Below are 22653 nucleotides of genomic sequence, written 5' to 3'. Positions count from 1 at the left end.
AACCGAGAGTGACCGGGACGCCGATGCCGTCTTCCCACGGCATCGGCGTCCCGGTCACGGCCTTACTTGACGCCGATGCGGCCGACCTGGCCCCAACGGCCCTTCTTCCACACCGAGACGATCGACGGCCGCGGCTGGGTGGTGCCGCCGTCCGGCCAGTGCGACGTCGGGTTCGCCGAGCTGGCGGCGTTCTCGCCCGGGTGCTGCACGGCGACGAGCACCAGGTGGTCGGTCACCACCGGGCCGCAGGTCTCCGCGCCGACCGGGACCGACAGGAACTGCTTGACGTGCCCGCGTTCCGGACCGTCGACCGGCACCGAGAACAGGCCGTCGTTGGAGCCGAGCGCGTTGCCGTCGGTGGAGATCCACAGGTTCCCGTGGCGGTCGAACGCGACGTTGTCCGGGCAGGAGATCGGGCTGACCTGGTCCTTCGGGAAGCCGCCGAAGTAGGTGTCCGCCGTCTTCGGGTCACCGCAGACCAGCAGCAGCCGCCAGGAGAACTTCGTGGCCGCCGAGTCGCCGCGGTCCTCGTCCCATTCGAGGACGTGCCCGTTGCGGTTGTTGACGCGCGGGTTCGGCTCGTCGACGCCGGCCTTGCCTGCCGCGCCGCGGTCGCTGTTGTTCGTCAGCGCGGCGTAGATGCGGCCGTTGACCGGGTTCGGCTCGATGTCCTCGGGGCGGTCCATCTTGGTGGGCTGGACCTTGTCCGCCGCCTGCCGCGTGAACACGTAGACCTCTTCGGCGGTGAAACCGTCCACAAAGGACTTGTTGCCGGAGACCAGCGGGATCCACTCGCCGACGCCGTCGAATTCGCCGTCCTTGGGGAGCTTCCCGGTGCCGTCGATCTCGCCGGGGCTGTCGCCGGTGAAGCGGGCGACGTACAGGGTGCCGTCGTCGAGCAGCGCGGAGTTGTGGCGGCGCGCGTGCGCGCTCTTGCCCGGCTTGTACTTGCCCTTGGAGACGAACTTGTAGATGTATTCGAAGCGCTCGTCGTCACCGGAGTAGACGGCGACGCGGCCGTCCTTGGTGATCTTGATGTTCGCGGCCTCGTGCTTGAACCGGCCGAGCGCGGTGTGCTTGACCGGCGTCGAGTTCGGGTCGTTCGGGTCGATTTCGACGACCCAGCCGAAGCGGTTGGCCTCGTTGGGTTCCTGCGCGAGGTCCCAGCGCTTGTCGAACCGCTCCCACTTGCGGGTGGTCCCGGCGCCGGAGAAGCCGTAGCGCTTCAGGCGCGCGGCCGCGACCGGGTCGGTGACGCTCGACGCGTTGGCGAAGTACTGGTTGACGTTCTCCTCGCCGGAAAGCACGGTGCCCCAAGGGGTCACGCCGCCGGCGCAGTTGTTCTGCGTGCCGAAGACCTTGCGGCCGGTCGGGTCCGCGGAGGTCTTGAGGAACTTCGAACCGGCCGCCGGGCCGCGCACCTCGAAGGCGGTGTTCAGCGTGATGCGGCGGTTGAACGGGCTCGGCACGGCGCGCAGCGCGCCGCCGATCGGGTCGCGGAAGGTCTGGACGACCGAAAGACCGTGCGCGGCCCAGGCGATCTTGACCTGCTCCTCGGTCGGGTTGGCCGGGTCGTACTGGTCGGCCGGGAACATGTGGACCTCGGTGGTGTACTCGTGGTTCACCACCAGCAGGTTGCGGATGCCCAGCGGGTCCTGCGGGATCAGGCCGACGAAGTCGTTGTTGTAGCCGAACTGCTTGGCCTGCGCGGCCGCGGTCTGCTTGCGGAAATCGAACTTCGGCGCGCCGAATTCGACGGCGTCGCCCCAGCGGATGACGACCCGCTGGTCGTAACCCTCGGGAATGGTGACCGCGTCGAGCTTGTTCGGCGGCACGGCTTCGAAGTCGGTGCCGGGCACCGGACGGCCGGGACGACCCGGCTTGCCGTGTCCCGCGGCGGCGACGTCGGCCGGGGCCTCGGCGGCGGCGGCCGTGCCGGACAGCGCGGCGAAGCCACCGGCGGCCGCCGCCATCACGGCGCTCGCCTTCAGCGCGCCACGGCGGGACAGCATGTTCTTGACGACGTCGCCGAAGTACTCGTTGTCCGACGTGTTGGGCTCGGGGTGGGCGCACGCGTTGCCGCAGCGGTACTCGCAGGTGACCGCGGAGCGGCCACCGGGGTGGGAGGTGATCAACGGCAGGAGCCGCTGAGGCTCGAAGGACACAGGGCCTCCATGGTCGCGGTGGGTTCACGTAGTCCAGTCGGGGGAACGCCGTGACGTTAAGCGACCAAAAAGAGCCGGTCCTGACCACAAGATGAACAGCGCGCGAACGAGCGATGGCGCGCTGCCGGACCGGCGGCGCGCCATCGACGAAAAGTACTGCTAGATCGTTGCTTGTCGACTAAGAACCGATGTCCGACAGGCCGTGCCTGCCGGGTTTCCAGACCGCCACCACCGACGGGCGGGGCTGGTTTTCGCCGCCGTCGGGCCAATGGGAGGCCGGTTTGTCGGCATTCGCCCCGTCCACTTCACCCGGATGCTGGACACAGACCGTGACGATCTTCTCTTCGACGATCGGACCGCAGGTTTCCGCGCCGCGGGGCACGGTGAGGAAGAGCTTCAGCTCTCCGCGATTCCGGCCTTCCAACGGAACCGAGTACAGGCCGTCGTTGATGCCGAGCGCGCCCGCCGAGTCGGTGGAGATCCACAGGTTGCCGTGTTTGTCGAAGGCGACGTTGTCCGGGCTGGAGATCGGCGAGACCTGATCCTTGGGGAACCCGGCGAAATAGGTGTCCGGCGACGACGGATCACCGCACACCAGGAACAGCCGCCAGCTGAACGTCAGCGCCAGCGCGTCCCCGCGTCGTTCCTCGAACTCCAGCACCTGACCGTGCTTGTTGTTCAGCCGCGGGTTGGGCTCGGTGGCGCCTTCCTTGCCGGGGTTGCCGCGTTCGACGTTGTTGCTGAGCGCGCAGTAGATCCGGCCGGTGCGCGGATGCGCCTGGATGTCTTCGGGGCGGTCCATCTTGGTCGCGCCGACGCGGTCGGCCGCCTCGCGAGTGAAGACGTAGACCTCTTCGGCGGTCATTCCGTCCACAAAGGACTTCTTGCCGGAGGCGAGCGGGATCCATTCGCCGCTGCCGTCGAATTCGCCGTCGCTCGGCAGTTTCCCGGTGCCGTCGATCTCGGCGGCCGGGCTGTCGCCGGTGAACCGGCCGACGTACAGCGTGCCGTCGTCGAGCAGGGTCATGTTGTGCCGCCGGGCATGCGCGCTGTCGCCCGGCTTCATGCGGCCCTTGGAGATGAACTTGTAGATGTACTCGAAACGCTCGTCGTCACCGGAATAGGCGACCACGCGGCCGTCCTTGGCGACGCGGATGTTCGCCGTCTCGTGCTTGAACCGGCCGAGATGCGTGTGCTTGACCGGGGTGCTGTCCGGATCGTTCGGATCCAGTTCGATCACCCAGCCGAACCGGTGGGCCTCGTTCGGCTCCCTCGCGATGTCCCAGCGCGCGTCGAACCGCTCCCATTTCCGGGTGGTCGCGGTGCCCTTGATGCCGTAGCGCGCGTACCGCTTGCGAGCCACGGGATCGGTCACCGTTTCCGCGTTCCCGAAGTACTGGTTGATGTTCTCTTCGCCGGACAGGATCGTGGCCCAGGGCGTGACTCCGCCCGCGCAGTTGTTCATCGTGCCCAGCACCACCGTGCCGGTCGGGTCGGCGGCGGTCTTGAGCAAGTCGCTCCCGGCCGCCGGGCCGGTCACCTTGAACGGGGTGTGCAGCGTGATCCGCCGGTTGTAGCGGGACATCCTGGGCCGCAGGTGCCCGGTGTCGCGTCCGCGCGACACCTGGACGACGGTGAGGCCGTGCGCGGCCCACGCGATCTTGACCTGTTCCTCGGTGGGGTTGTCCCGGTCGTAGCCGCGGAACATGAACTCTTCCGAGGTGTACTCGTGGTTCGTCACCAGGAGCGAGGAAAGCCCCCAGCGATCGAGCGGCAGCAGCGCGGCGAAGTCGCAGTTGTAGCCGAACTGCTTCGCCTGCGCCTCGGCGGTCTGGTGGTCGAAGTCGAACTCCGGCGCGCCCGGCAGCACCGCGTCACCCCAGCGGATCACGATGCCCTGCTCGTAGCCTTCGGGCACCACGACGGCGTCGAGCGTGTTCGGCTGGACGCGCTTGTAGTCGGTGCCGGGTGGCGGTTTCGGGCGTCCGGCGGGGGCGGTGGGGGCGGCGGACGCGGGTGCCGCCAGAGCGAGTGGCGTGCCGGCGGCGAGTGCGACGACGGCGGTCGCCTTGAGCGCGCCACGACGGCTCACCGCGCCGAGCACGTCGGCGAAGGTGGGGTTGTCCGAAGTGTTCGGCGCGTCGTGGAAGCACGCGTCACCACAGCGATAGGTACAGGTCACTGACGCCCGGCTTGGTGAGTGGCCGGCCAGCAACGGAAGGAACTTCACGCGGACCTCCGGTCAGGCAGTTCGGGAGGTCGACGCTAAGGCAAGGGACCAACGGGAGGAAACCCCCCGTTGGTCCATTGTTCACTTTCCGTACAGATCAGAACTCTTCGCCGACGAGCGCGGCCTCCTCGGGCACCCGGTACACGTCCGGCTTGGTGCGGCGCGCGGCCAGCAGTCCACCGGCGAGCACGCAGAGCACGGCGGCCACCAGGAACGGCGCGTGCGGCGAGCCGAACCACTCGGCCACGTGGCCGACCAGGGTCGCGGCCACCGCGCCGCCCATCCAGCGGAGGAAGTTGTAGCCCGCGCTGGCGACCGGGCGGGGAGCGTCGCTGATGGACATCGCCATCCCGGTGAACAGCGTGTTGAGCAGGCCGGACACCAGACCCGAGGCGATGATCGCGGCCACCAGAACGGGCTTGCTCGGCACCAGCATCACCGCGAGCAGCACGGCGTAGGCGAGCACGGCCAGCACGGTCGCGTGCCGTTCGCCGAACTTCGCCGCGAGCCGCGGGGCGAGGACCACACCGGCCACCGCCACGCACAGACCCCAGCCGCAGAACACCAGGCCGACCGCGACCGCGCTCCACTCCAGCACGAACGGCGACCAGGCGAGGACGGCGAAGAACGCCGCGGTGTAGAGGGCGGAACCGATCGAAGTGCGCAGGAGACCGGTGTGCTTGAGGGCGCGGATCGGATCGAGCAGGCGGATACGTGGCCGGTCCTCGTGGGCGTCCTTGCGAAGGAAGACCGCGCAGAGCACCAGCGCGCCGGCCATCAGCAGGGCCGTGCCGAAGAACGGGCCGCGCCAGGAGATGCTGCCGAGCAGGGCGCCCAGCAGCGGACCGACCGCGAGGCCGACCCCGAGCGCGGCTTCGTAGAGCAGGATCGCGCCGGACTGCCCGCCCGCGGCGGCGCCGACGATCACCGAAAGCGCGGTCGCGATGAAGAAGGCGTTGCCAAGGCCCCAGACCGCGCGCAGCCCGACGAGCTGCTCGATCGAGCCCGCGGCGGCGCAGAGCGCGGTGGCCAGCACGATCAGCGACAGACCGGTGATCACCGTGCGTTTGGCGCCGAAGCGGGCACTCATGGCGCCGGTGAAGAGCATGGCCACCACCTGGACACCCAGGTAGGAGGAGAACAGCAGGGTCACTTCGGACGGCGTCGCGTGCAGGCCCTCGGCGATCGACAACAGGATCGGGTCGACCAGCCCGATGCCCATGAACGCGATGACCGCGGCGAACGCGGTGATCCATACCTGTTTGGGCTGTCCTTTGAGAGCGTCCAACAGGCTCGAGTGGGACTCAGCGCTCATCGCGGATCAGTTCCTCCTTCTTGTCTTCTTGAATTTCCTGCCGCAGCAACCTGGTGAGAGCGGGGAGCGCGGCTTCGATCGCGGCGCGGTCGTGCTCGTCCAGTTCGAGGAGCCGCTCGCGGAGGAATTCCTCCCTGGCGACGATCAACTGGCGATGGAAGCGCTGCCCCACCTCGGTGACCTCGACGAGCACGGCGCGGCCGTCGGCGGGATCGCGGCGGCGGCTGACCAGGCCGAGCCGTTCGAGACGGCGTACGACGTCGGTCATCGTCGGCATCCGGACCCGTTCGAGGTCGGCGAGCGTGCTCATCCGGCGCGGACCGCCGTTCAGCAGTTCCGACAGCACCGACCCCTGCGTGAGGGTGAGCTGCACCTGCGGGGTCTCCCGGCGTACGAGGTAGTACAGCCGGAACACCAGCGGGCGGAGCCGGTGCGCGAGGTCGGCGACTTTCGTGGTCACTTAGCCATGCTAACTAAAATTACTGAGCATGGCTAAGTAATCTGCCGCACAGGGTGCCAGCGCCTAGGGTTGAGGGTGTGGAAGCGGTGATCTTCGATCTCGACGGTGTCCTGGTGGATTCGGAAACGACGTGGGACGAGGTCCGCCGGGCCGTCGTCGACGAGTTCCACGGCACCTGGCGGGACGAGTCGACCAGGGCGATGCAGGGGATGAGCACCCCGGAATGGGCCGCCTACCTGGCCCACGATCTGGGCGTCCAGCTCCGGCCGGCGGACGTCGCACAGGTGGTCATCGAGCGGATGGCGCGGCGATACGCGGAGAAACCACCGATCATCCCGGGCGGTCCGGACGTCGTGCGCGAGGTCGCGAAGCACTGGCCGGTGGCGATCGCGAGCTCGTCGCCGCCGCTGCTGATCAAGGCTTTCCTGGACATCACGCGGCTGCCGGTGCCGACGGCGGTGTCTTCGGAGCAGGTCGGCGCGGGGAAACCGGCGCCCGACGTCTATCTGAAGGCGGCCGAGTTGCTGGGCGCGGAGCCGAAGAACTGCGCGGCCGTGGAGGACACGACGAACGGGCTGCTCGCGGCACTGGCGGCGGGGATGACGGTGTACGCGGTGCCGAACCCGCACTTCCCGCCGGATCCGGCGGTGCTGGCGCGGACGACGGTGGTCGGGTCGATCACGGATCTGCCGGCGGCGCTTCTCGAGGCCTAACCTGCCGAGCCCGGCGTGCCGTCGCGCCATACGCAGGGCGTTGATCCGTTCAGGTACAGCTCGCCGGACTCGTTGGAATCCAACGCCAGACGAAATCCGTCGTCTCGTTTTTCCAGCCACAGGTATTGCGGGTTTTGCTTCTCTTGCAGAACTTGATAGTTGTTGTTCTGCGCCCACGAGCGCAGTGCGCTGAAGTACTCCGAAATACCCGCCGCGGCCAGGCCGGTCACCTGGTAGCCGCGGTCGGCCACGACCCGGCCCTTCGGCCCGTTGTCACTCGGATCATCACAAGGCGCTTCCTTACTCTGGCCGCGCAGTACCAGCACAGCCGACACCGGAAGGGCCGACTTCGCTTGCTGGATATAGCTTTCGAGTCGCTGGTTCGCCTCTTGAATCGAGATCGTGTTGCCCATATCAGCCTCCTGAGGACTGCCACAGCTCGCGACACAGAGAAGCAGCATCGCCGGCATCAGGCTTCTTTTCTTCATCAGTAACTTGGCTGCTTTCCTGCGATTATTCGGCCCATGTCGCGCAGAGCGGGGTTGTCTCGCGTCCAGTATTCGCTGTGAGCGGCCTCGCTGTTGCCGAGAACCGGGCCGCTTGGGCCTGGATCCGAGGTGAACGTCTTGCCACCGAATTCCGGGTCGGTGGGGTCGGGGCCGAGCGGGTCGAGGGGGTCGCCCTGCCCTTCGATACGAGGGAAGTTGGTGATGTTGATCGCGTCGTTCGCGGCCGTCGTCGAGTACACGTGTTCGGGAGGGATGTTGAGCCGGCTCGCGTGATCGACACCGACGCCCGGACTGGCGACGAGCACGATGTCGTCGACGGCGAGGTGCTCGTCTCTGGCGGCGTGTCCGACGAGGGTCGTGCCGTAGCTGTGGCCAAGGACGGTGTTGTGCGAGGGAGCTCCTTGATGACTTTCCCTCAGTCCGTCCTGGAAGCTGTCGAGCGCATGCTTCCCATTGTCGGCGAAACTCTCGTTCGAAGCGTCCAGGAGGCCCGGCGGCGCGTCGTAGCCGATCCAGGTGATCACCGAAGGTGCTTTCGCCCCGGCCTGCTGGGCGGCGCTGACCATGCTGTCCGCCCGTCCGAGATCACCGTTGACCTTGGAAAGCTCCGACCCGGTACCGGGCACATAGGTCGCGACGTTTTGCGCCGTATCAGGATTGCCCATCGCGACTATCGCCCGGCCCGCGCCCGTGTCATCGATGCGCAGCACGTATGGCCGTTGCTTGGTGGGGTCGAAGTCCGGGCTGTCGGGATCGCTCATCGAAAGCCGGTGGTCGATGTCGTCGAGACCGCGAAGTTTCCCGTCGAGTTCGTCGAGATCCGCCTTGAGTGCGTCGAACTCCAGCCGGTCGTTGAGCTTGATCTGACCGGCTCCGGTTCGGGGGAACTCGGTGATCTTTCGCTGTAGCTCGTCGCGCTCATGCCTCAACCTGGACCGCTGTCGGTCCAACAGCTCACGGTTGGCGAGGTCGCGCTGCTTCGCCGAGAAACCGTCCTGAGGTCCGACGAGTTCCGGCCGGTCCGTGGCGAGCCGGGACCGCTGCGCTTCGCTGAGTGTCGCCCAGTAGGCAGCGTTCTGCGCCGCCGTCGCGCCCTCGGGCGGTGGCGCGGGGATGCTGAGCGAGCCCATGACGGCACCGGAGTTGCCCGCCGCGGCCAGCGACGTGTTCTCGTTGTCGTTCGCGGTCGCGTCGATGGTCTGCCCGGACACGATCCGGTCGAGTACGAGGCAGAAGTCGTCGTCGATGTCGGTCGCGCTCTTGAGGACCTCGGAAACGCGATCGCGCAGTTCCACCGCGATCGTCGCCCGTTCGCGGGCGACGGCTTCCTTCTGATCCTCCGGGGTGTCCGGGGGCGGTCCGTTGTCGATGATCGCCCCGTCACCGCCGACGGTGAAGTGATGCGCGCGGGCGAGCCCCTCGACTTCCTTGACGCCGTTCATGACACCAGTGATCGCGTCTCCGACGTCTCCCGCGCCGCGACGCAACGCGGCGACCTCGGCGGCGTACTCTTCCAGGCCGTCGATGACCTGGTCGACCTCTTTCGCCGCGGCTCCGGCCGCGGTGCCGTGCCAGCCGTCGGCCGTATTGATGCCGCGCAGATCGTCCGAACAGGCGACGACCTTGTTGTACGCGGTGTTGACTTCGCCGACCGCGCCTTGCAGAGGTGCGGAATCCCATCGAGTCACATCAGCCCAGGTGACCATCAGACCGGCTTCCGCCCGCCCGTCGACCGCACCGGGACGGAGAGATCCGCCGTCGCGGCATCCTCGCGACCGCTGTAGAGGTCGGCGGCCTTCGCCATGCTCGCCGCGTGCGCGTCGAGACGCCGCTCGTAGCCCTGCTCGCGGTCTTGCAGTACGTGCTTGACCTCGGCGAGCTTGCCCACACAGCGCGCTCCCGGCATACCGGCGTCGCCCGACGGCACCGCCACCGAGCAGTTCGCCCCGCGCAGCCCGTCCGCGACTCGCGTCGCGGCCTTCCCGGTCCCTCTGATCTTCTCGATCACCACGTCGTAACCAGCCACGAGCCCTCCCCTGCTCCGGTAGTCAATCGATCACACTACGGAGCAGAACGGGCCGATTCAATGGTCAAGGCATCCCGGAACCGGGAAAAACAGCAGGTAGCGGCGTTGTACTCACACCCGACCGAGTAGTCCTACCCAGAGGCGAAGGCACTCCTGACGCTATGAAGGGGCCTTTCATTGCAAAATTTGCAATGAAAGGCCCCTTCATAGCGCGCTACTGGAGGGTCACGCCTCGCCGGCGATGAACTTCTCCACCTCGTCGCGCGCGGTCGCGTCGTCGTACTGCTCCGGCGGCGACTTCATGAAGTACGAGGAAGCCGACAGGATCGGGCCGCCGATGCCGCGGTCCTTCGCGATCTTCGCGGCGCGCACGGCGTCGATGATGATGCCCGCCGAGTTCGGCGAGTCCCACACCTCGAGCTTGTACTCCAGGTTCAGCGGCACGTCGCCGAACGCGCGGCCCTCGAGCCGGACGTAGGCCCACTTGCGGTCGTCGAGCCACTGCACGTAGTCGGACGGTCCGATGTGGACGTTGCCCTTGCCGAGCTCGCGGTCGACCTGCGAGGTGACCGACTGGGTCTTCGAGATCTTCTTCGACTCGAGCCGCTCCAGCTCCTTCATGTTCAGGAAGTCCATGTTCCCGCCCACGTTGAGCTGCATCGTCCGGTCGAGCTGGACGCCGCGGTCCTCGAACAGCTTCGCCAGCACGCGGTGCGTGATGGTGGCGCCGACCTGGGACTTGATGTCGTCACCGACGATCGGCACGCCGGCCGCGCGGAACTTCTCCGCCCACTCGGGGTCGGAGGCGATGAACACCGGCAGCGCGTTGACGAACGCCACACCGGCGTCGATGCACGCCTGCGCGTAGAACTTGTCGGCCTCTTCGGAACCCACCGGCAGGTAGGAGACGAGCACGTCGACCTCGGCCTCGCGCAGCGCCGCGACGACGTCGACCGGGGTCTCGTCGGACTCCTCGATGGTCTCGCGGTAGAACCGGCCGAGCCCGTCGTAGGTGTGACCGCGCTGCACGGTGACGCCGAGCGGCGGCACGTCGGCGATCTTGATGGTGTTGTTCTCGCTCGCGAAGATCGCCTCGGACAGATCGCGGCTGACCTTCTTGGCGTCCACGTCGAACGCGGCCACGAACTCGATGTCGCGGACGTGGTACTCGCCGAACACGACGTGCATCAAACCGGGCACGCGGGTGCCGGGATCTGCGTCGCGGTAGTACTGAACGCCCTGGACCAGCGAGGCAGCACAGTTGCCGACGCCCACGATGGCCACCCGAACGCGGCGGTTCTCGCCCATGCCGGTTTCTCCTTCATTAGTCCAACAGTTGTAGGTAATCCGCAGCGGGCACGGAGAGCGCCTCAGGTCTCCGGTCCGCGCTGCTCGGCCTGTTCGTGCGCGATGAGCTCGTTGAGCCAGCGCACCTCCCGCTCACTGGACTCCAGCCCGAGCCGGTGCAGCTCACGGGTGTAGCGGTCGATCTTCTCCTCGGCCCGCGCCATCGCCGTCCGAAGCCCTTCTCGACGCTCCTCGACCCGACGACGCCTGCCTTCCAGGATTCGCATCCTGACGTCGGCCGGTGTCCTCGAAAAGAACGCCAGGTGGACGCCGAAGCCTTCGTCGTCCCAGGTCTGCGGGCCGGCGTCGCCGAGTAGTTCGGCGAACCGTTCCTTGCCCTCGGCGGTGAGCTTGTACACGCGCTTGCCCCGGCGTGCCCATGCCCGGTCTTCCACCTCTTCGAGCTCCTCGACGAGGTAACCGGCACGAAGCAGCCGACGCAGTGTCGGGTACAGCGAGCCGTACGAGAACGTCCGGAACATCCCGAGCGTCTCATGCAAACGTTTGCGCAGGACGTAACCGTGCATGGGGGTCTCGTGCAGCAGCCCCAAGATCGCGAGCTCGAGCACATCGCACCCCCTTCCGGGAACAAACCGCGACCGGTCGCGTTGGCCACCGTGACCGGCTCGGTCAACCTACCGGCCCACTATATCGCGCCGATACATCGAAGTGGTGTAGCTAACCCCGATCGAGCGCTTCGGAACCGGACGAAATTCACCGGACAGTTATCGAATTGTCGGCGTGTCCGACCGCGTACCCACCGTTCCGCCGAGAACGGGGCGTGGACCACACAGCAAGAGCCCGTACTCTGTTGGCGTGCGAAACCAGCGGCAGGTCGTGGACTACGCCTTACAGCGGCGCGCGCTGCTCAAGGGCGTCCACTCCGGACGGGTCGGCACATACGACGTCTGCGACGCGGGCCCGTACCTCCTGCGGGCCGCGAAATTCCACGGACGACCAGGTGAACAGGACTGCCCGGTCTGTCACCGGGAGGAACTGACCCTGGTGTCCTGGGTGTACGGCGAGGAGCTCAAGCACGTCGCCGGATCCGCCAAGACGCCGGACGAGCTGGTACGGATGGACGGGCACTTCGCCGAGTTCACCGTCTACGAGGTCGAGGTCTGCCGGAGCTGTCACTGGAACCACCTGGTGCGGTCCTACGTCCTCGGTACGGGAGATCCGGGCACCACCCGGCCACGGACCCGGTCGCAGAGGACAGCGGGTCAGTGACAGGTATCGAAAACGCAGTTGAGCACAGAGCGGCGTCCCCCGAAGCGCCGGTCTGGGAGGCCCATTCGTGAACGACGACCGCAATCGCTCCTGGCCAGGCCAGGAGCCTGATGCACCTCGCCGTGCCCAATGGCCGGGCGAAGACGACGAACCCGGCTGGCCGGGCGAGGAACCCCCGCGCCGCCCCCAGCGCCGGACCCCTCCGAGCGGCACCCACCGCTCGGCGCCGCCGAGATCCCCCGCTCCCCGTTCCGACCCGCGCGCCTCGGCCCCGCAATGGCCCGGCGGCGACGGCGGCGGCCCGGAGTGGCCGTCCGACGACGAGCCGCGCCGTCCCGCGGCCCCGCGCCGCCCCAACGGCATGCCCCCGCGCAGGCAGGGGCCCCCGCCGCCCGGCAATCGCCCGCCTCAGCGGTCCCAGCAGGGCACCGCCGGTCACCGCCCGCCGCCTCCGCCCGGCAACCGCCGTCCCACTCCCGACGACCAGGCGACCGCGATGGTCCGGCCGGTCGAGCCGGAGCCGTACGAGCGCGAGCCGGAGCTCATCACCCACCACGCGCACAACGGCACCGAAGACCCGTACGGCTACGACCCGTACGACGATCGCTATGACGATCGTCACGAAAGCGCCGCCCTCGGCGCCGAGGGCGAAGACGAGCTCGGCGAGGACGAAGAAGACGACAAGAAGAAGGTCCTGACACCGAAGCAGCGCAAGAGGCGCCGCTGGCGGATCATCCGCCGGGTCCTCTACGCGATGTTCGGCCTGTTCGTCGTCGTCCCCGCGATCGCGTTCGTCATCACCTACTTCCTGGTGGACGTCCCGTCGCAGGAAAGCGTCGCGAGCCAGCAGAGCCAGCCGATCACGCTGATGTACGCCGACGGCAGCCCGATGGGCAAGATCGCGCCCGCCAGCGGCGGCAGCCGGTATCTGCTGAAGCCCGGCGAGGTCCCCGAAGCGGTCAAGAAGGCCGTGTACGCGGCCGAGGACTCGTCGTTCGAGACCAACTCCGGTTTCGACGTCGGCGGCATCCTGCGCGCGGTCTACAACAACGTCACCGGCGGCCAGGGCGGCGGTTCGACGATCTCCCAGCAGTACATCAAGAAGGCCACGGCCAACGAGGCGCCGACGCTCACCCGTAAATGGACCGAGCTGGCGAAGTCCTTCAAGATGAACAACCAGATGTCCAAAGAGGAGATCATCACCGCGTACCTCAACACCATCTACTTCGGCCGCGGCGCGAACGGCATCGAAGCGGCCGCGCAGGCCTACTTCAAGAAGCCGGCCAAGGAGCTCAGCGCTTCGGAGGCGGCCCTGCTGGGCGGCCTGATCCAGGGGCCGAGCAAGTCCGAGAACGAGGCCTACGCGCAGAGGCGCTGGAACTTCGTGATGGACCAGATGGTGGCGAACAAGTGGCTCGACCCGGGTGAGCGCGCCGCCGCGCAGTTCCCGAAGCCGATCCCCAAGGCGCAGGCGAAGGCCGACGACGCCGGGACCCTGAGCCTGCACATCCGCAACCGGGTGATCGACGAACTCGAAGCCCGCGGCTACGACCAGGACCGGCTGCACCAGGGCGGCTTCAAGATCACCACGACGATCGACCCCAAGGCGCAGAAGATGGCCGAGGAGTCCGTCGCCGAGGGGATGAAGGGCCAGACGGACGAGAGCATCCTGAACGCGCTGGTCGCGGTCGATCCCAAGACCGGCGGCGTGGTCGCCTACTGGGGTGGCCCGGACTGGACGAAGAACGACAAGGGCCAGGACGTCCAGGCGCACGACTGGGCGAACGTCCCGCACAACCCCGGTTCGGCGTTCAAGGCCTTCGACCTCGCCGCGTTCCTCAAGATGGGCAAGGGCCTCGGCGAGACCTTCGACGGGTCCAACAACCGGAAGTTCGACACCGGAACCGGAGGCCAGCGCACGATCCGGAACGCGGGCGAGAGTTCCAACTGCGGCACCCAGTGCACGGTCGCCGAAGCGATGAAGGTCTCCGCGAACACCGTGTTCTACGACATGGTGATCAACAAGACCAAGGTCGACCCGGTGGCGAAGGCCGCGAAGGAAGCCGGTGTGCGGACGGAGAACGAGGGCGGCAAGTCGGTCCTCTACCCCGACCTCAACATCGCGCTCGGCGGTGGCCGCACGGTGACCACGGCGGAAGACATGGCGGCCGGATTCGCCACCTTCGCCGGCGAAGGTGTCCGGCAGAAGCAGCACTTCGTCGCCAAGCTGACCAACTCCGAGGACGAGGTCGAGTTCGACGAGACCGCCCCCAAGGGCTCTCCCGCCTTCAGTGACGACGCCGACAAGAGCAAGCAGATCGCCGGCAACGTCACGGACGCGCTCGAAGAGGTCGTCCCGTACTCGAAGCTGAAGTGCCCGAAGGGCAACGAGTGCGCGGGCAAGACCGGGACGCAGCAGTACGACTTCAACGAGGACAAAGACCCGGCGAACTACAAGGATCGCAACGCGCAGACCTGGATGGTGGGCTACACGCCGAGCATCTCGACGTCGGTGTGGGTCGGCGGCGACGGCAACAAGCCGCTGCACGACAAGAGCGGCAAGCCGATCTACGGCCGGACGATCGCCGGTCCGATCTGGGAAGACTTCATGTCCCGGTACATGACCGGCAAGCCGACGGAGAAGTTCGAAAGCGTCAAGCCGATCGGCAAGGACGCCAGGTCGGTGCCGACGACGACGGTTTCCAAGCCGCCGCCGGTGACGACGACCACACCCGAGACGCCGTCGACCACCGCGACGCCGACGACTCCCACCGAGCCGACGGAGCCGACGGAGACCGGTGGCTGGCCGACGAAACCGACCAAGCCCACCAGGCCGACCAGACCGGGACCAGGGACTTCGGATCCGTTGTTCCCGAACGGCGAAGATCCGTGACGACCGGACGAGGCAGCTGAAAAAGGTGTGCCGGGCCAACGCCCGGCACACCTTTTTCTTCGCGTCGGTGAACCTGAACCGATCCGACACGTCTTATACAGAGGAGACCTGCGACCGCAGGACCGCGCTCACCCACGGAAGGTTCGGAGGACGTCCCAGTGAACGACGATCCCCACGGCGGATGGCCAGGTCAGGACCCTGACCCCGCCCGTCGTCCGCAACGCCCGGCCGGACCGCCCCGCCGCCCCGCCGGAGGTCCGCCTCCGGGATACGGGCAGCGACAGGGTCCCGGCCCGCAGGGTTCAGGGCAGACGCCGTGGCAACGCCAGGGCCCGCCCCAGCAGCAGCCGCCACCGCGGCGTCCGCAGCGGCCGCCGGTCGCGCCGCAGCACGAGCCGGACCTCATCACGCATCACGAGCACAACGGCACCACTGACCGTGGCTACGCCGACCGCGGCTACGACGACCGGTACGACGATCAGTACGAGGACGAGCAGCACGGCCCGGAGACCGACGAAAACGGGAAGCCGATCCTCACCCCGGCCCAGCGCAAGAAGCGCCGGTGGAGACGGATCCGGCGAGTGCTGCTCGCGCTGTTCTGCCTCTTCTTCGTGATCCCGGCGATCGCGTTCGTGATCACCTACTTCGCCGTCGACGTCCCGTCGCCGCAGTCCATCGCGGCCACCCAGGGCCAGGCGGTGACCTACTACTACGCCGACAACACCGAGATGGGCAAGGACGTCCCCAAGGGCGGCAACCGGCAGATCCTGACGCCGGAGCAGATCCCGGACATCGTCAAGAAGGCCGTGATCGCCACCGAGGACGCCTCCTTCGAGACGAACTCCGGTTTCGACATCGGCGGCATCCTGCGCGCGGTCTACAACCAGGTGACCGCGGGCAAGGGCGGTGGTTCGACCATCTCCCAGCAGTACATCAAGGTCGCCAGCGGGGACGACGAATCGTCGCTCACCCGTAAATGGACCGAGCTCGCCAAATCCTTCAAGATGAACCAGACGTACGAGAAGAAGGACATCATCTCGGCGTACCTGAACATCATCTACTTCGGTCGCGGCGCGTACGGGATCGAATCGGCCGCGCAGTCGTTCTTCGGCAAGCCCGCCGGGGAGCTGAACGCGTCGGAGGCGGCACTGCTCGCGGGCCTCATCCAGCAGCCCGGCCGTTCGGAGAACCCGAAGGTCGCGAACGAACGCTGGACGGTCGCGCTGAACCGCATGGTGCAGAACGGTTTCCTGTCCGCCGCGGACCGCGCGAACCTGCAGTTCCCGACGCCGATCCCGCAGGCCGACAAGCAGCAGGCCGGGGTGGTGAACCCGTTCATCCGCGACAAGGTCAAGGAAGAACTGGCCGCGAACGGCATCACCGACGACGTCTATTACACGGGCGGCTACAAGGTTTACACGACCATCGACCCGAAGGCGCAGGCCGCGGCCGAGCAGGCGGTCGCCGACGGGATGAAGGGCCAGACCGACGAGAATCTGCTGAACGCGCTCGTCGCTGTCGACCCCAAGACCGGCGGAGTGAAGGCGTACTACGGCGGCCCGTCCATCGTGAAGGGGCCCAACGGCCAGGACCTCAAGGGCCGTGACTGGGCGAACACGCCACAGAACCCCGGCTCCTCGATGAAGCCGTTCGACCTCACCGCGTACATGCAGCTGGGCAAGGGCGGCATCAACTCGACGTTCGACGGGTCCAACAACCGGCAGTTCGGCAAGCAGACGATCCGGAACGCCGGTCCCGGCAGCTCGTGTTCGGCGCAGTGCACGGTGTCGGAGGCGATGCAGCGGTCGGCGAACACCGTGTTCTACGACATGGTCGTGAACCAGACCAAGCCGGGTCCGGTGGCACAGGCCGCCAAGGACGCCGGGGTCAAACCCGCCCCCGACGGTGTCTCCGAACTGTTCGCCGACAACAACATCGCGCTCGGCGGTGGCAAGACGGTCGTCAGCCCGGAGGACATGGCCGCCGCGTACGCGACTTTCGCGGGCGACGGCCAGCGGCGGAGCAAGCACTTCGTCGCCAAGGTGACCAACTCGCAGGACGAGGCGGCGTACTCGGCTCCAGAAGAGGCGAAGCCCGCGTTCTCCGACGACTCCGACAAGAGCAAGCAGATCGCTGGCAACGTCACCGAGTCGCTCAAGGGGGTCATCCCGTTCTCGAAGCTCAAGTGCCCCAACGGCCACGAGTGCGCGGGCAAGACCGGAACCCAGCAGCACACCTACCGGTCGGGCGAGCCCGCGTCGGCGAAGGACGCGAACTCGCAGACGTGGATGGTCGGCTACACGCCGTCGATCTCGGCCGCGGTGTGGGTCGGCGGTGACGGCGACAAGGCGCTGAAGGGCAAGAACGGCAAGTCGATCTTCGGTTCGACGATCGCCGGTCCGATCTGGGAGAAGTTCATTTCCCTGTACACGAAGGGAAAGCCGGGGGAGCGCTTCGACAAGGTCAAGATCATCGGCGGGGACGACAGCAACACCGTCCCGTCGACGCAGACCCCGCCGGACGACAACGACGACGGGAACGAGACGGGCACGCCGTCCACGGGACCGTCGACCGGCTCGTCGTCCTCGCGGAACGAAGAGGACCCGCCGTCGAGCTCGAAGAACCCGCCGTCGTCGAGTGAGAACAACGGCGAAGAAGGCGGTAACGGCCCCGGCCGGGGTGGCGGGGGCAGAGGCGACAACGGCTAGCTTCGACCCAAGTACATGAAGGCCCCCTTCACTGCGTCTAGCGCAAGGAAGGGGGCCTTCATGTACTTGCGGGGTCAGAGGGTGACGACGCGCCGTTCGGCACCCGAAAGGTGAGCGGCTTCGATGACCCGGAGCGCCTCGACGGCGGAGGCGGGATCGACCGGGAACTCGCCCTTGCCGAGGAGCGCGTCGCGCACCTGCGCGTAGAAGTCCTCGTAGCGGCCGACCTCGGTGGGCACGGTCTCGACGTCGTCGTTCACACCGAGCAGCCCGGCGTCCGACGGCGGTTCCACGGCCCAGCCGGGATCGCCGGGCCGCAGCCCGTCCTTGATCTGCGGCTCTTGGACATCCAGGCCGTACTTCGTGAAGGTCGCCTTGTCGCCGAGCACGCGGAACCGCGGGTTCCGGGTCCCCGCGAGCGCGGACGCCCACAGGTGCGAGCGCACGCCATTGGTGTGGCGGAGGGCGACGAACACGTCGTCGTCGACGGACACCCCGGCGCGGCGTTCGTCGACCTCCGCGTAGACCTCGGCGACCGGGCCGAACAGCTGGAGCGCCTGGTCGACGATGTGCGCGCCGAGGTCGTAGAGCAGCCCGCCCGCCTCGGCGGGGTCGCCCAGCTCGCGCCAGTTGTCGCGCGGCTTCGGCACCCAGCGGTCGTAGCGGGACTCGAAGCGGAAGACGTCGCCGAGGGCGCCCGCGTCGAGGACCTTCCGGACGGTGAGGAAATCCGAGTCGAACCGGCGGTTCTGGAACACCGTCAGGCCGACGCCCTTCGCCTTCGCGGCCTCGACGACCTTCGCAGCTTCGTCCGCCGTCGGCGCGAAGGGCTTGTCGACGACGACGGGCAGACCTGCCTCGATCGCCCGAAGCGCGAGCGGGACGTGCGTGCGGTTCGGCGTGCTGATGACGACCAGGTCCAGTTCACCCGCTTTGGCGAACAACGCGTCGGCGTCCGGCAGCACGTCCGCGGCCGGATAGTCGGCGCTGGCCTGCCCGACCCGGTCCGGGTTCGAGGTGACGATCGCGGCCGGGGTGAGCCCCGGCGTCGCGTCGACCAGCGGGGCGTGGAAGACGCGCCCGCCGGTGCCGTATCCGAAGATCCCCACTCGCAAGTCAGCCATGCGACCATTAAACAACAGTGTTGCGTAATCAGCCAGTCATGGCAGGATGCGCGCTATGCCGGAGACCGGGGTCAATCTGCGCGGGCTGCGCCAGCACAACCGGGCGCTGCTGCTCACGCACATCCTGCGCGCGGGCGGACTCAGCCGCGTCGAGCTCGCCGAACGCACCCGGCTCACGCAGCAGGCCGTCTCGAAGATCGTCCCCGAGCTGCTCGAAGCCGGCCTGCTGGACGAAGAACGCCAGCCCGCGTCCGGCGTCGGCAAGCCGCGCACGCTGCTGCGGGTGCGCGCGGACGCCAGGCACGCGCTCGGCGCGCAACTCGACCGGGACTCCTTCCGGGTGGTCAGGACCGACCTGACCGGGAAGATCGTCGCGTCCCGAGGTGGTCCGCTGACCCCGGGATTCACTCCCGACCAGGCTGTTTCCGCCCTCGGCGACGCGACCGAGGCACTGCTCGACGGTGTCGACCGGGAACTCGTCCTCGGCCTCGGCATCGGCTCCGTCGGACCGCTCGACCACCGCGAGGGCGTGGTCCGGGACGCCACGAACATGCCCGGCTGGCACCACGTCCCCCTGCGCGACCTGCTCGCGAAACGCACCGGGCTGCCCGTACGGCTCGACAAGAACACCAACGCCGCGGCCTTCGCCCAGCACTGGCCGGAGGGCGATCAGGCCGCGACCGCCGTCGTGCTCGTCGGCACCGGCATCGGCGTCGGCCTGCTGATCGACGGCAGGCTGTACCGCGGGCCGCGGACCAACGCGGGCGAGTTCGGGCATACGACGCTCGCGTTCGACGGACCGCGCTGCGCGTGCGGGCGCCGCGGCTGCGTCGAGGTGCTGCACAACTCGGCGGCGACCACGGAGGAGGCGGCCGGCCTGCTGGGAATCGGGCTCGCCGACCTCGTCCAGGTCCTCGACCTCGAGCGTGTCGTGCTGACCGGGCGGTCGGTCCGCGCCGAGCCGGAGGTGTACCGCGACACGGTCTCCGCGCGGCTGGCCGAACTGCTGCCTTTGCCGCACTGGCAACGAATCCAGGTCGACCTCGACGAGATGGGCGACGACGTCGTCGCGTTCGGCGCGGCGGCCGAGGTGCTCGCCGGGTTCTACGACAGTGGCGATATCACCGGGTGGGCAGCGCCTAGGCGCTAACATCCGCCACGTGTCCGACCAGACGACCCAGCCCGAGGCTCCGCTCTCCCTCACCCCCGGCGAGCGGGTCATCCCGAGCTGGAACGAACCGCTCGTGGCCGCGGCCTCCCGGCCGATCGGCGGACCGCTCGGCGAACACGCCGCCGTGGGACGGCACTGGTTCTGGTCACCGCAGCGGGTCGGACTGCTGCTGGCCTGCCTCGCGCTGCTGCTTTCGTGGTTCGGCAAGGCGTCCTGCATCCAGGAGTACACCGACGATTCCGGGACCCACCAGCTCGACTGGCGGGCGGGCCGCCCATTCGTCGCGATGTGTTACTCGGACATCATCCCGCTCTACAGCTCCGAGCGGCTGAACAATCCGGACACCTTCCCGTACGTGACTTCGTGGACCGAGGACGCGGGCACGGCGAAGGAGACGACGCGGTACATGGAGTACCCGGTCGCGACAGGGCTGTTCCAGTGGATCAACGCGAAACTCGCCGAAGCGTGGCTCTCGGTCGCGGAATCGGGCTGGTTGCCCGGCGCGCTCCCGGTCGCCGTCTACTTCAACATCTCGGCGCTCTGGCTCGCCCTGGCCTGGCTCGTCACGGTGTGGGCGACCGGCCGATCGCTGAAACGCCGTCCGTGGGACGCGGTGCTGGTGGCGATCGCGCCGCTGGCGCTGGTCCACGTCTTCACCAACTTCGACGCCATCGCGACCGCGTTCACCGCGACCGCGCTGCTCGCCTGGGCCCGGCGACGACCCGAGGTCGCGGGATTCCTGCTCGGCCTCGGCGCGGCGGCGAAACTGTATCCGCTGCTCCTGCTCATCCCGCTGTTCTTCCTGTGCCTGCGCGCGGGCAAGCTCAAGCAGTGGGCGCTGACAGCCGGGCTCGCCGCGACGACGTTCGTGGTGGTCAACGTCCCGTTCGCGCTCGCCGCGCCGACCGGCTGGTGGGAGTTCTTCCGGCTCAACACGGTGCGCCCGATGGATCCGGACTCGCTCTACAACGTGATCTCCCATCTGTCCGGCTGGGCCGGTTTCGACGGGAAACTCACCGCGGGCCAGACACCGGTCGTGCTCAACGCCGTCGTCGTGGTGCTGTTCCTCGCCGCCTGCGCCGGCATCGGGTACGTCACGCTGAAGGCGCCGCGCCGCCCGCGGCTGGGCCAGCTGGCCTTCCTCGTGGTGGCCGCGTTCCTGCTGACCAACAAGGTGTGGAGCCCGCAGTATTCGCTGTGGCTGGTGCCGCTGGCGGTGCTCGCGATCCCGCGCTGGCGGCTGCTGCTCGGCTGGATGATCATCGACGCGCTGGTCTGGGCGCCGCGGATGATGTACTACCTCGGCGTCGACCACAAGGGCCTGCCCGAGGACTGGTTCCTCGGCACCGTCGTCGTCCGCGACCTGGCGGTGCTGGGCCTGTGCGCGCTGGTGATCCGCGACATCTACCAGCCGCGCACAGACCCCGTCCGCCTCGCCGGTGACGACGATCCGGTGGGTGGATTCCTCGACGGCGCCCCGGACGCGCGCACTGTCAACCGCGCTTCAGCACGTCGGGCCCAGGACGCTCCAGCTTGATGTGCTTGCCGAAGTCCTCGGAACCGAAGTCTTCGATCCGGACGACGACCGTTTCGGGCGAGGTTTCGACGAGACGACAGGTGAACCAGTCCTCGCCGTACTTGACCGACCAGCGGTCGGCGAGGATCGCGAGTCCTTCGGCCTCCAGCAACGCGACGGAATCGTCGAAGGCGGCGGGCCCGCCGAGCGGGTAGCCGAAAACGGTCAGGGCCTGCCAACGGGTTTCGGCGGCGGGGGCGACGTAGCCGACGTGCTCGCCGTCCTCCGCCCGGTACACGGTCCGGTTCTTCATGCGGATCAGGTTCGACCCTCCCGCCGCGTGAGGGTCAAGCCGATTCAGCGGACGGTGTAGCCACCCGTGCTCGTCTCGAAGAACGGCACCGGCCCGGTGCACGGCAGGACGTCGTGCTCGATGCCGCCGTAAGCCCAGCTCCAGCCGATCCGGTCGTGACCGCGCGGCTCGTCCTGGACCGAGAAGCCGACCCGGCGGCCGACGACGTTCACCGGGAGGCCGGGGATGTCGGCACGTTCGATCACGCCGGTCAGGATGGCGAGGCTTCCGGCCCGCGAGACGCAGTCGACCTTGCCGTCGAAGTCGGCGACGAGCTTGCCGTCCTTGGTCACGTGATTCACGTGGAACCGGCCCGAGGACTTGCCGGGTTCGCCGAACGCGGCGAAGTCGAACCGGACCGGGTCGTTGTCGTAGCCGGGGAACGTCAGCGGTCCGCCCGCCGACCCCAAGACGACCGAACCCCGCTCCGGCGCCGCGCTCGCCTGCGTCGCCCCCAGCGTTCCCGCCACGGCGGCCAACACGGCGACAGCGGCGATCTTGCGTTTGATGTTCATGAGCCGAGCCTCTCGCGATCCGCGCGTCCGGCCCTCCCGCCGGCGGGGGAACGGCCTCCCGCGCGGGTAGCACGGCCGGTCCGTGAAGGCCTCCTTGAGGACCCAGAGTCCCTCAAGGAGACCTTGTATTTGTTGACCTACGCCTGACCTGCGCGGGAGGCGTCCGCGTGCGCTGGGTCGACGGTGAAGGAATTGGGACGTTGAACGTCCCAATTCCTTCATTGTCGCCAGGGCGTCCGGTCTCGGATTTTGATCAACGGAAGATCCGGGACACTCAACGTCCCCCATCCTCCGTTGATCAAGGTCGTACCGGTCACGTCCGGTGCTAGACGAGGCGACGGGGGAGGATTCCGGACGTTGAACGTCCGGAATCCTCCCC

18 protein-coding genes are annotated in these 22653 nt (G+C 68.0%); 6 read left to right on the top strand and 12 right to left on the bottom strand.

The features are described from left to right. Positions 1-62: 62 nt before the first annotated feature. From ACFWMR_RS29950 to ACFWMR_RS29935, 4 genes are all read right to left on the bottom strand, one after another. Positions 63-2165, bottom strand: a complete 2103-nt coding sequence (locus tag ACFWMR_RS29950; protein ID WP_378380797.1) for a PhoX family protein — start codon at positions 2163-2165, stop codon at positions 63-65. Between the two features lie 178 nt (positions 2166-2343). Continuing rightward, positions 2344-4395 (bottom strand): PhoX family protein, encoded by a 2052-nt coding sequence (locus ACFWMR_RS29945; RefSeq protein WP_378380796.1) that lies wholly within the window; start codon positions 4393-4395, stop codon positions 2344-2346. A 97-nt stretch (positions 4396-4492) separates the two neighbouring features. Then, positions 4493-5710, bottom strand: a complete 1218-nt coding sequence (locus tag ACFWMR_RS29940) for an MFS transporter (protein ID WP_039920039.1) — start codon at positions 5708-5710, stop codon at positions 4493-4495. Continuing rightward, entirely contained in the window at positions 5700-6170 is a 471-nt protein-coding gene (locus tag ACFWMR_RS29935; protein ID WP_378380795.1) for a MarR family winged helix-turn-helix transcriptional regulator, read from the bottom strand. Before ACFWMR_RS29935 ends, ACFWMR_RS29940 begins: the two co-directional genes overlap by 11 nt. A 77-nt stretch (positions 6171-6247) precedes the next feature. On the opposite strand from ACFWMR_RS29935, the gene ACFWMR_RS29930 reads away from it, so the two are divergent. Next, positions 6248-6883, top strand: coding sequence for an HAD family hydrolase (locus ACFWMR_RS29930; protein WP_378380794.1), 636 nt, complete (start codon positions 6248-6250; stop codon positions 6881-6883). Here the strand turns inward: ACFWMR_RS29930 and ACFWMR_RS29925 are convergent. From ACFWMR_RS29925 to ACFWMR_RS29905, 5 genes are all read right to left on the bottom strand, one after another. Continuing rightward, the gene (locus ACFWMR_RS29925; RefSeq protein WP_378380793.1) at positions 6880-7296 is read right to left on the bottom strand and encodes a hypothetical protein; all 417 of its coding nucleotides are present in this window, start codon (positions 7294-7296) and stop codon (positions 6880-6882) included. The two genes, ACFWMR_RS29930 and ACFWMR_RS29925, sit on opposite strands and share 4 nt — an antisense overlap. A gap of 74 nt (positions 7297-7370) precedes the next feature. Next, a complete protein-coding gene (locus tag ACFWMR_RS29920) occupies positions 7371-9098 on the bottom strand; it encodes an alpha/beta hydrolase (protein ID WP_378380792.1) in 1728 nt (575 codons plus the stop codon). Continuing rightward, complete coding sequence (locus ACFWMR_RS29915; RefSeq protein ID WP_378380791.1) at positions 9098-9418, bottom strand: hypothetical protein; 321 nt, start codon at positions 9416-9418, stop codon at positions 9098-9100. The genes ACFWMR_RS29920 and ACFWMR_RS29915 overlap by 1 nt, the downstream gene beginning before the upstream one ends. Positions 9419-9643: 225 nt before the next feature. Next, complete coding sequence (locus ACFWMR_RS29910; protein WP_093934783.1) at positions 9644-10726, bottom strand: inositol-3-phosphate synthase; 1083 nt, start codon at positions 10724-10726, stop codon at positions 9644-9646. A gap of 62 nt (positions 10727-10788) precedes the next feature. Further along, entirely contained in the window at positions 10789-11334 is a 546-nt protein-coding gene (locus tag ACFWMR_RS29905) for a PadR family transcriptional regulator (protein ID WP_005168208.1), read from the bottom strand. Between the two features lie 247 nt (positions 11335-11581). On the opposite strand from ACFWMR_RS29905, the gene ACFWMR_RS29900 reads away from it, so the two are divergent. The 3 genes from ACFWMR_RS29900 (at position 11582) to ACFWMR_RS29890 (ending at position 17596) form a co-directional block, all read left to right on the top strand. Then, entirely contained in the window at positions 11582-11995 is a 414-nt protein-coding gene (locus tag ACFWMR_RS29900; RefSeq protein ID WP_093934784.1) for a DUF5318 domain-containing protein, read from the top strand. Positions 11996-12491: 496 nt separating this feature from the next. Next, entirely contained in the window at positions 12492-14888 is a 2397-nt protein-coding gene (locus ACFWMR_RS29895; protein WP_378380803.1) for a transglycosylase domain-containing protein, read from the top strand. Positions 14889-15046: 158 nt separating this feature from the next. Beyond that, entirely contained in the window at positions 15047-17596 is a 2550-nt protein-coding gene (locus ACFWMR_RS29890) for a transglycosylase domain-containing protein (RefSeq protein WP_093939263.1), read from the top strand. Between the two features lie 74 nt (positions 17597-17670). Here the strand turns inward: ACFWMR_RS29890 and ACFWMR_RS29885 are convergent, their stop codons facing one another. Continuing rightward, positions 17671-18720 (bottom strand): Gfo/Idh/MocA family oxidoreductase, encoded by a 1050-nt coding sequence (locus tag ACFWMR_RS29885; protein WP_378380790.1) that lies wholly within the window; start codon positions 18718-18720, stop codon positions 17671-17673. Between the two features lie 55 nt (positions 18721-18775). Between ACFWMR_RS29885 and ACFWMR_RS29880 the strand changes: the two genes are divergently transcribed. Both ACFWMR_RS29880 and ACFWMR_RS29875 read left to right on the top strand, forming a co-directional pair. Continuing rightward, complete coding sequence (locus tag ACFWMR_RS29880; RefSeq protein ID WP_378380789.1) at positions 18776-19870, top strand: ROK family transcriptional regulator; 1095 nt, start codon at positions 18776-18778, stop codon at positions 19868-19870. A gap of 10 nt (positions 19871-19880) precedes the next feature. After that, the gene (locus ACFWMR_RS29875; protein WP_378380788.1) at positions 19881-21428 is read left to right on the top strand and encodes a glycosyltransferase family 87 protein; all 1548 of its coding nucleotides are present in this window, start codon (positions 19881-19883) and stop codon (positions 21426-21428) included. Here the strand turns inward: ACFWMR_RS29875 and ACFWMR_RS29870 are convergent. Then, on the bottom strand, positions 21385-21720 hold the full coding sequence (locus ACFWMR_RS29870; protein ID WP_378380787.1) for a hypothetical protein: 336 nt from the start codon (positions 21718-21720) through the stop codon (positions 21385-21387). The genes ACFWMR_RS29875 and ACFWMR_RS29870 overlap by 44 nt on opposite strands. Before the next feature lie 44 nt (positions 21721-21764). After that, a complete protein-coding gene (locus ACFWMR_RS29865; protein WP_378380786.1) occupies positions 21765-22274 on the bottom strand; it encodes a hypothetical protein in 510 nt (169 codons plus the stop codon). Positions 22275-22653: the final 379 nt, after the last annotated feature.

It is taken from the genome of Amycolatopsis thailandensis (assembly GCF_042723255.1).
Lineage (GTDB): Bacteria > Actinomycetota > Actinomycetes > Mycobacteriales > Pseudonocardiaceae > Amycolatopsis > Amycolatopsis thailandensis.
The sequence above is the reverse complement of the archived record's forward strand: the minus strand, read 5'-3'. Positions and strand labels throughout refer to the sequence as shown.

Coding starts and splice junctions, on each gene's coding strand:
- ACFWMR_RS29880 (WP_378380789.1), top strand. CDS start 18,776: ATGCCGGAGACCGGGGTCAATCTGCGCGGGCTGCGCCAGCACAACCGG.
- ACFWMR_RS29885 (WP_378380790.1), bottom strand. CDS start 18,720: ATGGCTGACTTGCGAGTGGGGATCTTCGGATACGGCACCGGCGGGCGC.
- ACFWMR_RS29870 (WP_378380787.1), bottom strand. CDS start 21,720: ATGAAGAACCGGACCGTGTACCGGGCGGAGGACGGCGAGCACGTCGGC.
- ACFWMR_RS29925 (WP_378380793.1), bottom strand. CDS start 7,296: ATGGGCAACACGATCTCGATTCAAGAGGCGAACCAGCGACTCGAAAGC.
- ACFWMR_RS29920 (WP_378380792.1), bottom strand. CDS start 9,098: ATGGTCACCTGGGCTGATGTGACTCGATGGGATTCCGCACCTCTGCAA.
- ACFWMR_RS29895 (WP_378380803.1), top strand. CDS start 12,492: ATGGTCCGGCCGGTCGAGCCGGAGCCGTACGAGCGCGAGCCGGAGCTC.
- ACFWMR_RS29910 (WP_093934783.1), bottom strand. CDS start 10,726: ATGGGCGAGAACCGCCGCGTTCGGGTGGCCATCGTGGGCGTCGGCAAC.
- ACFWMR_RS29865 (WP_378380786.1), bottom strand. CDS start 22,274: ATGAACATCAAACGCAAGATCGCCGCTGTCGCCGTGTTGGCCGCCGTG.
- ACFWMR_RS29940 (WP_039920039.1), bottom strand. CDS start 5,710: ATGAGCGCTGAGTCCCACTCGAGCCTGTTGGACGCTCTCAAAGGACAG.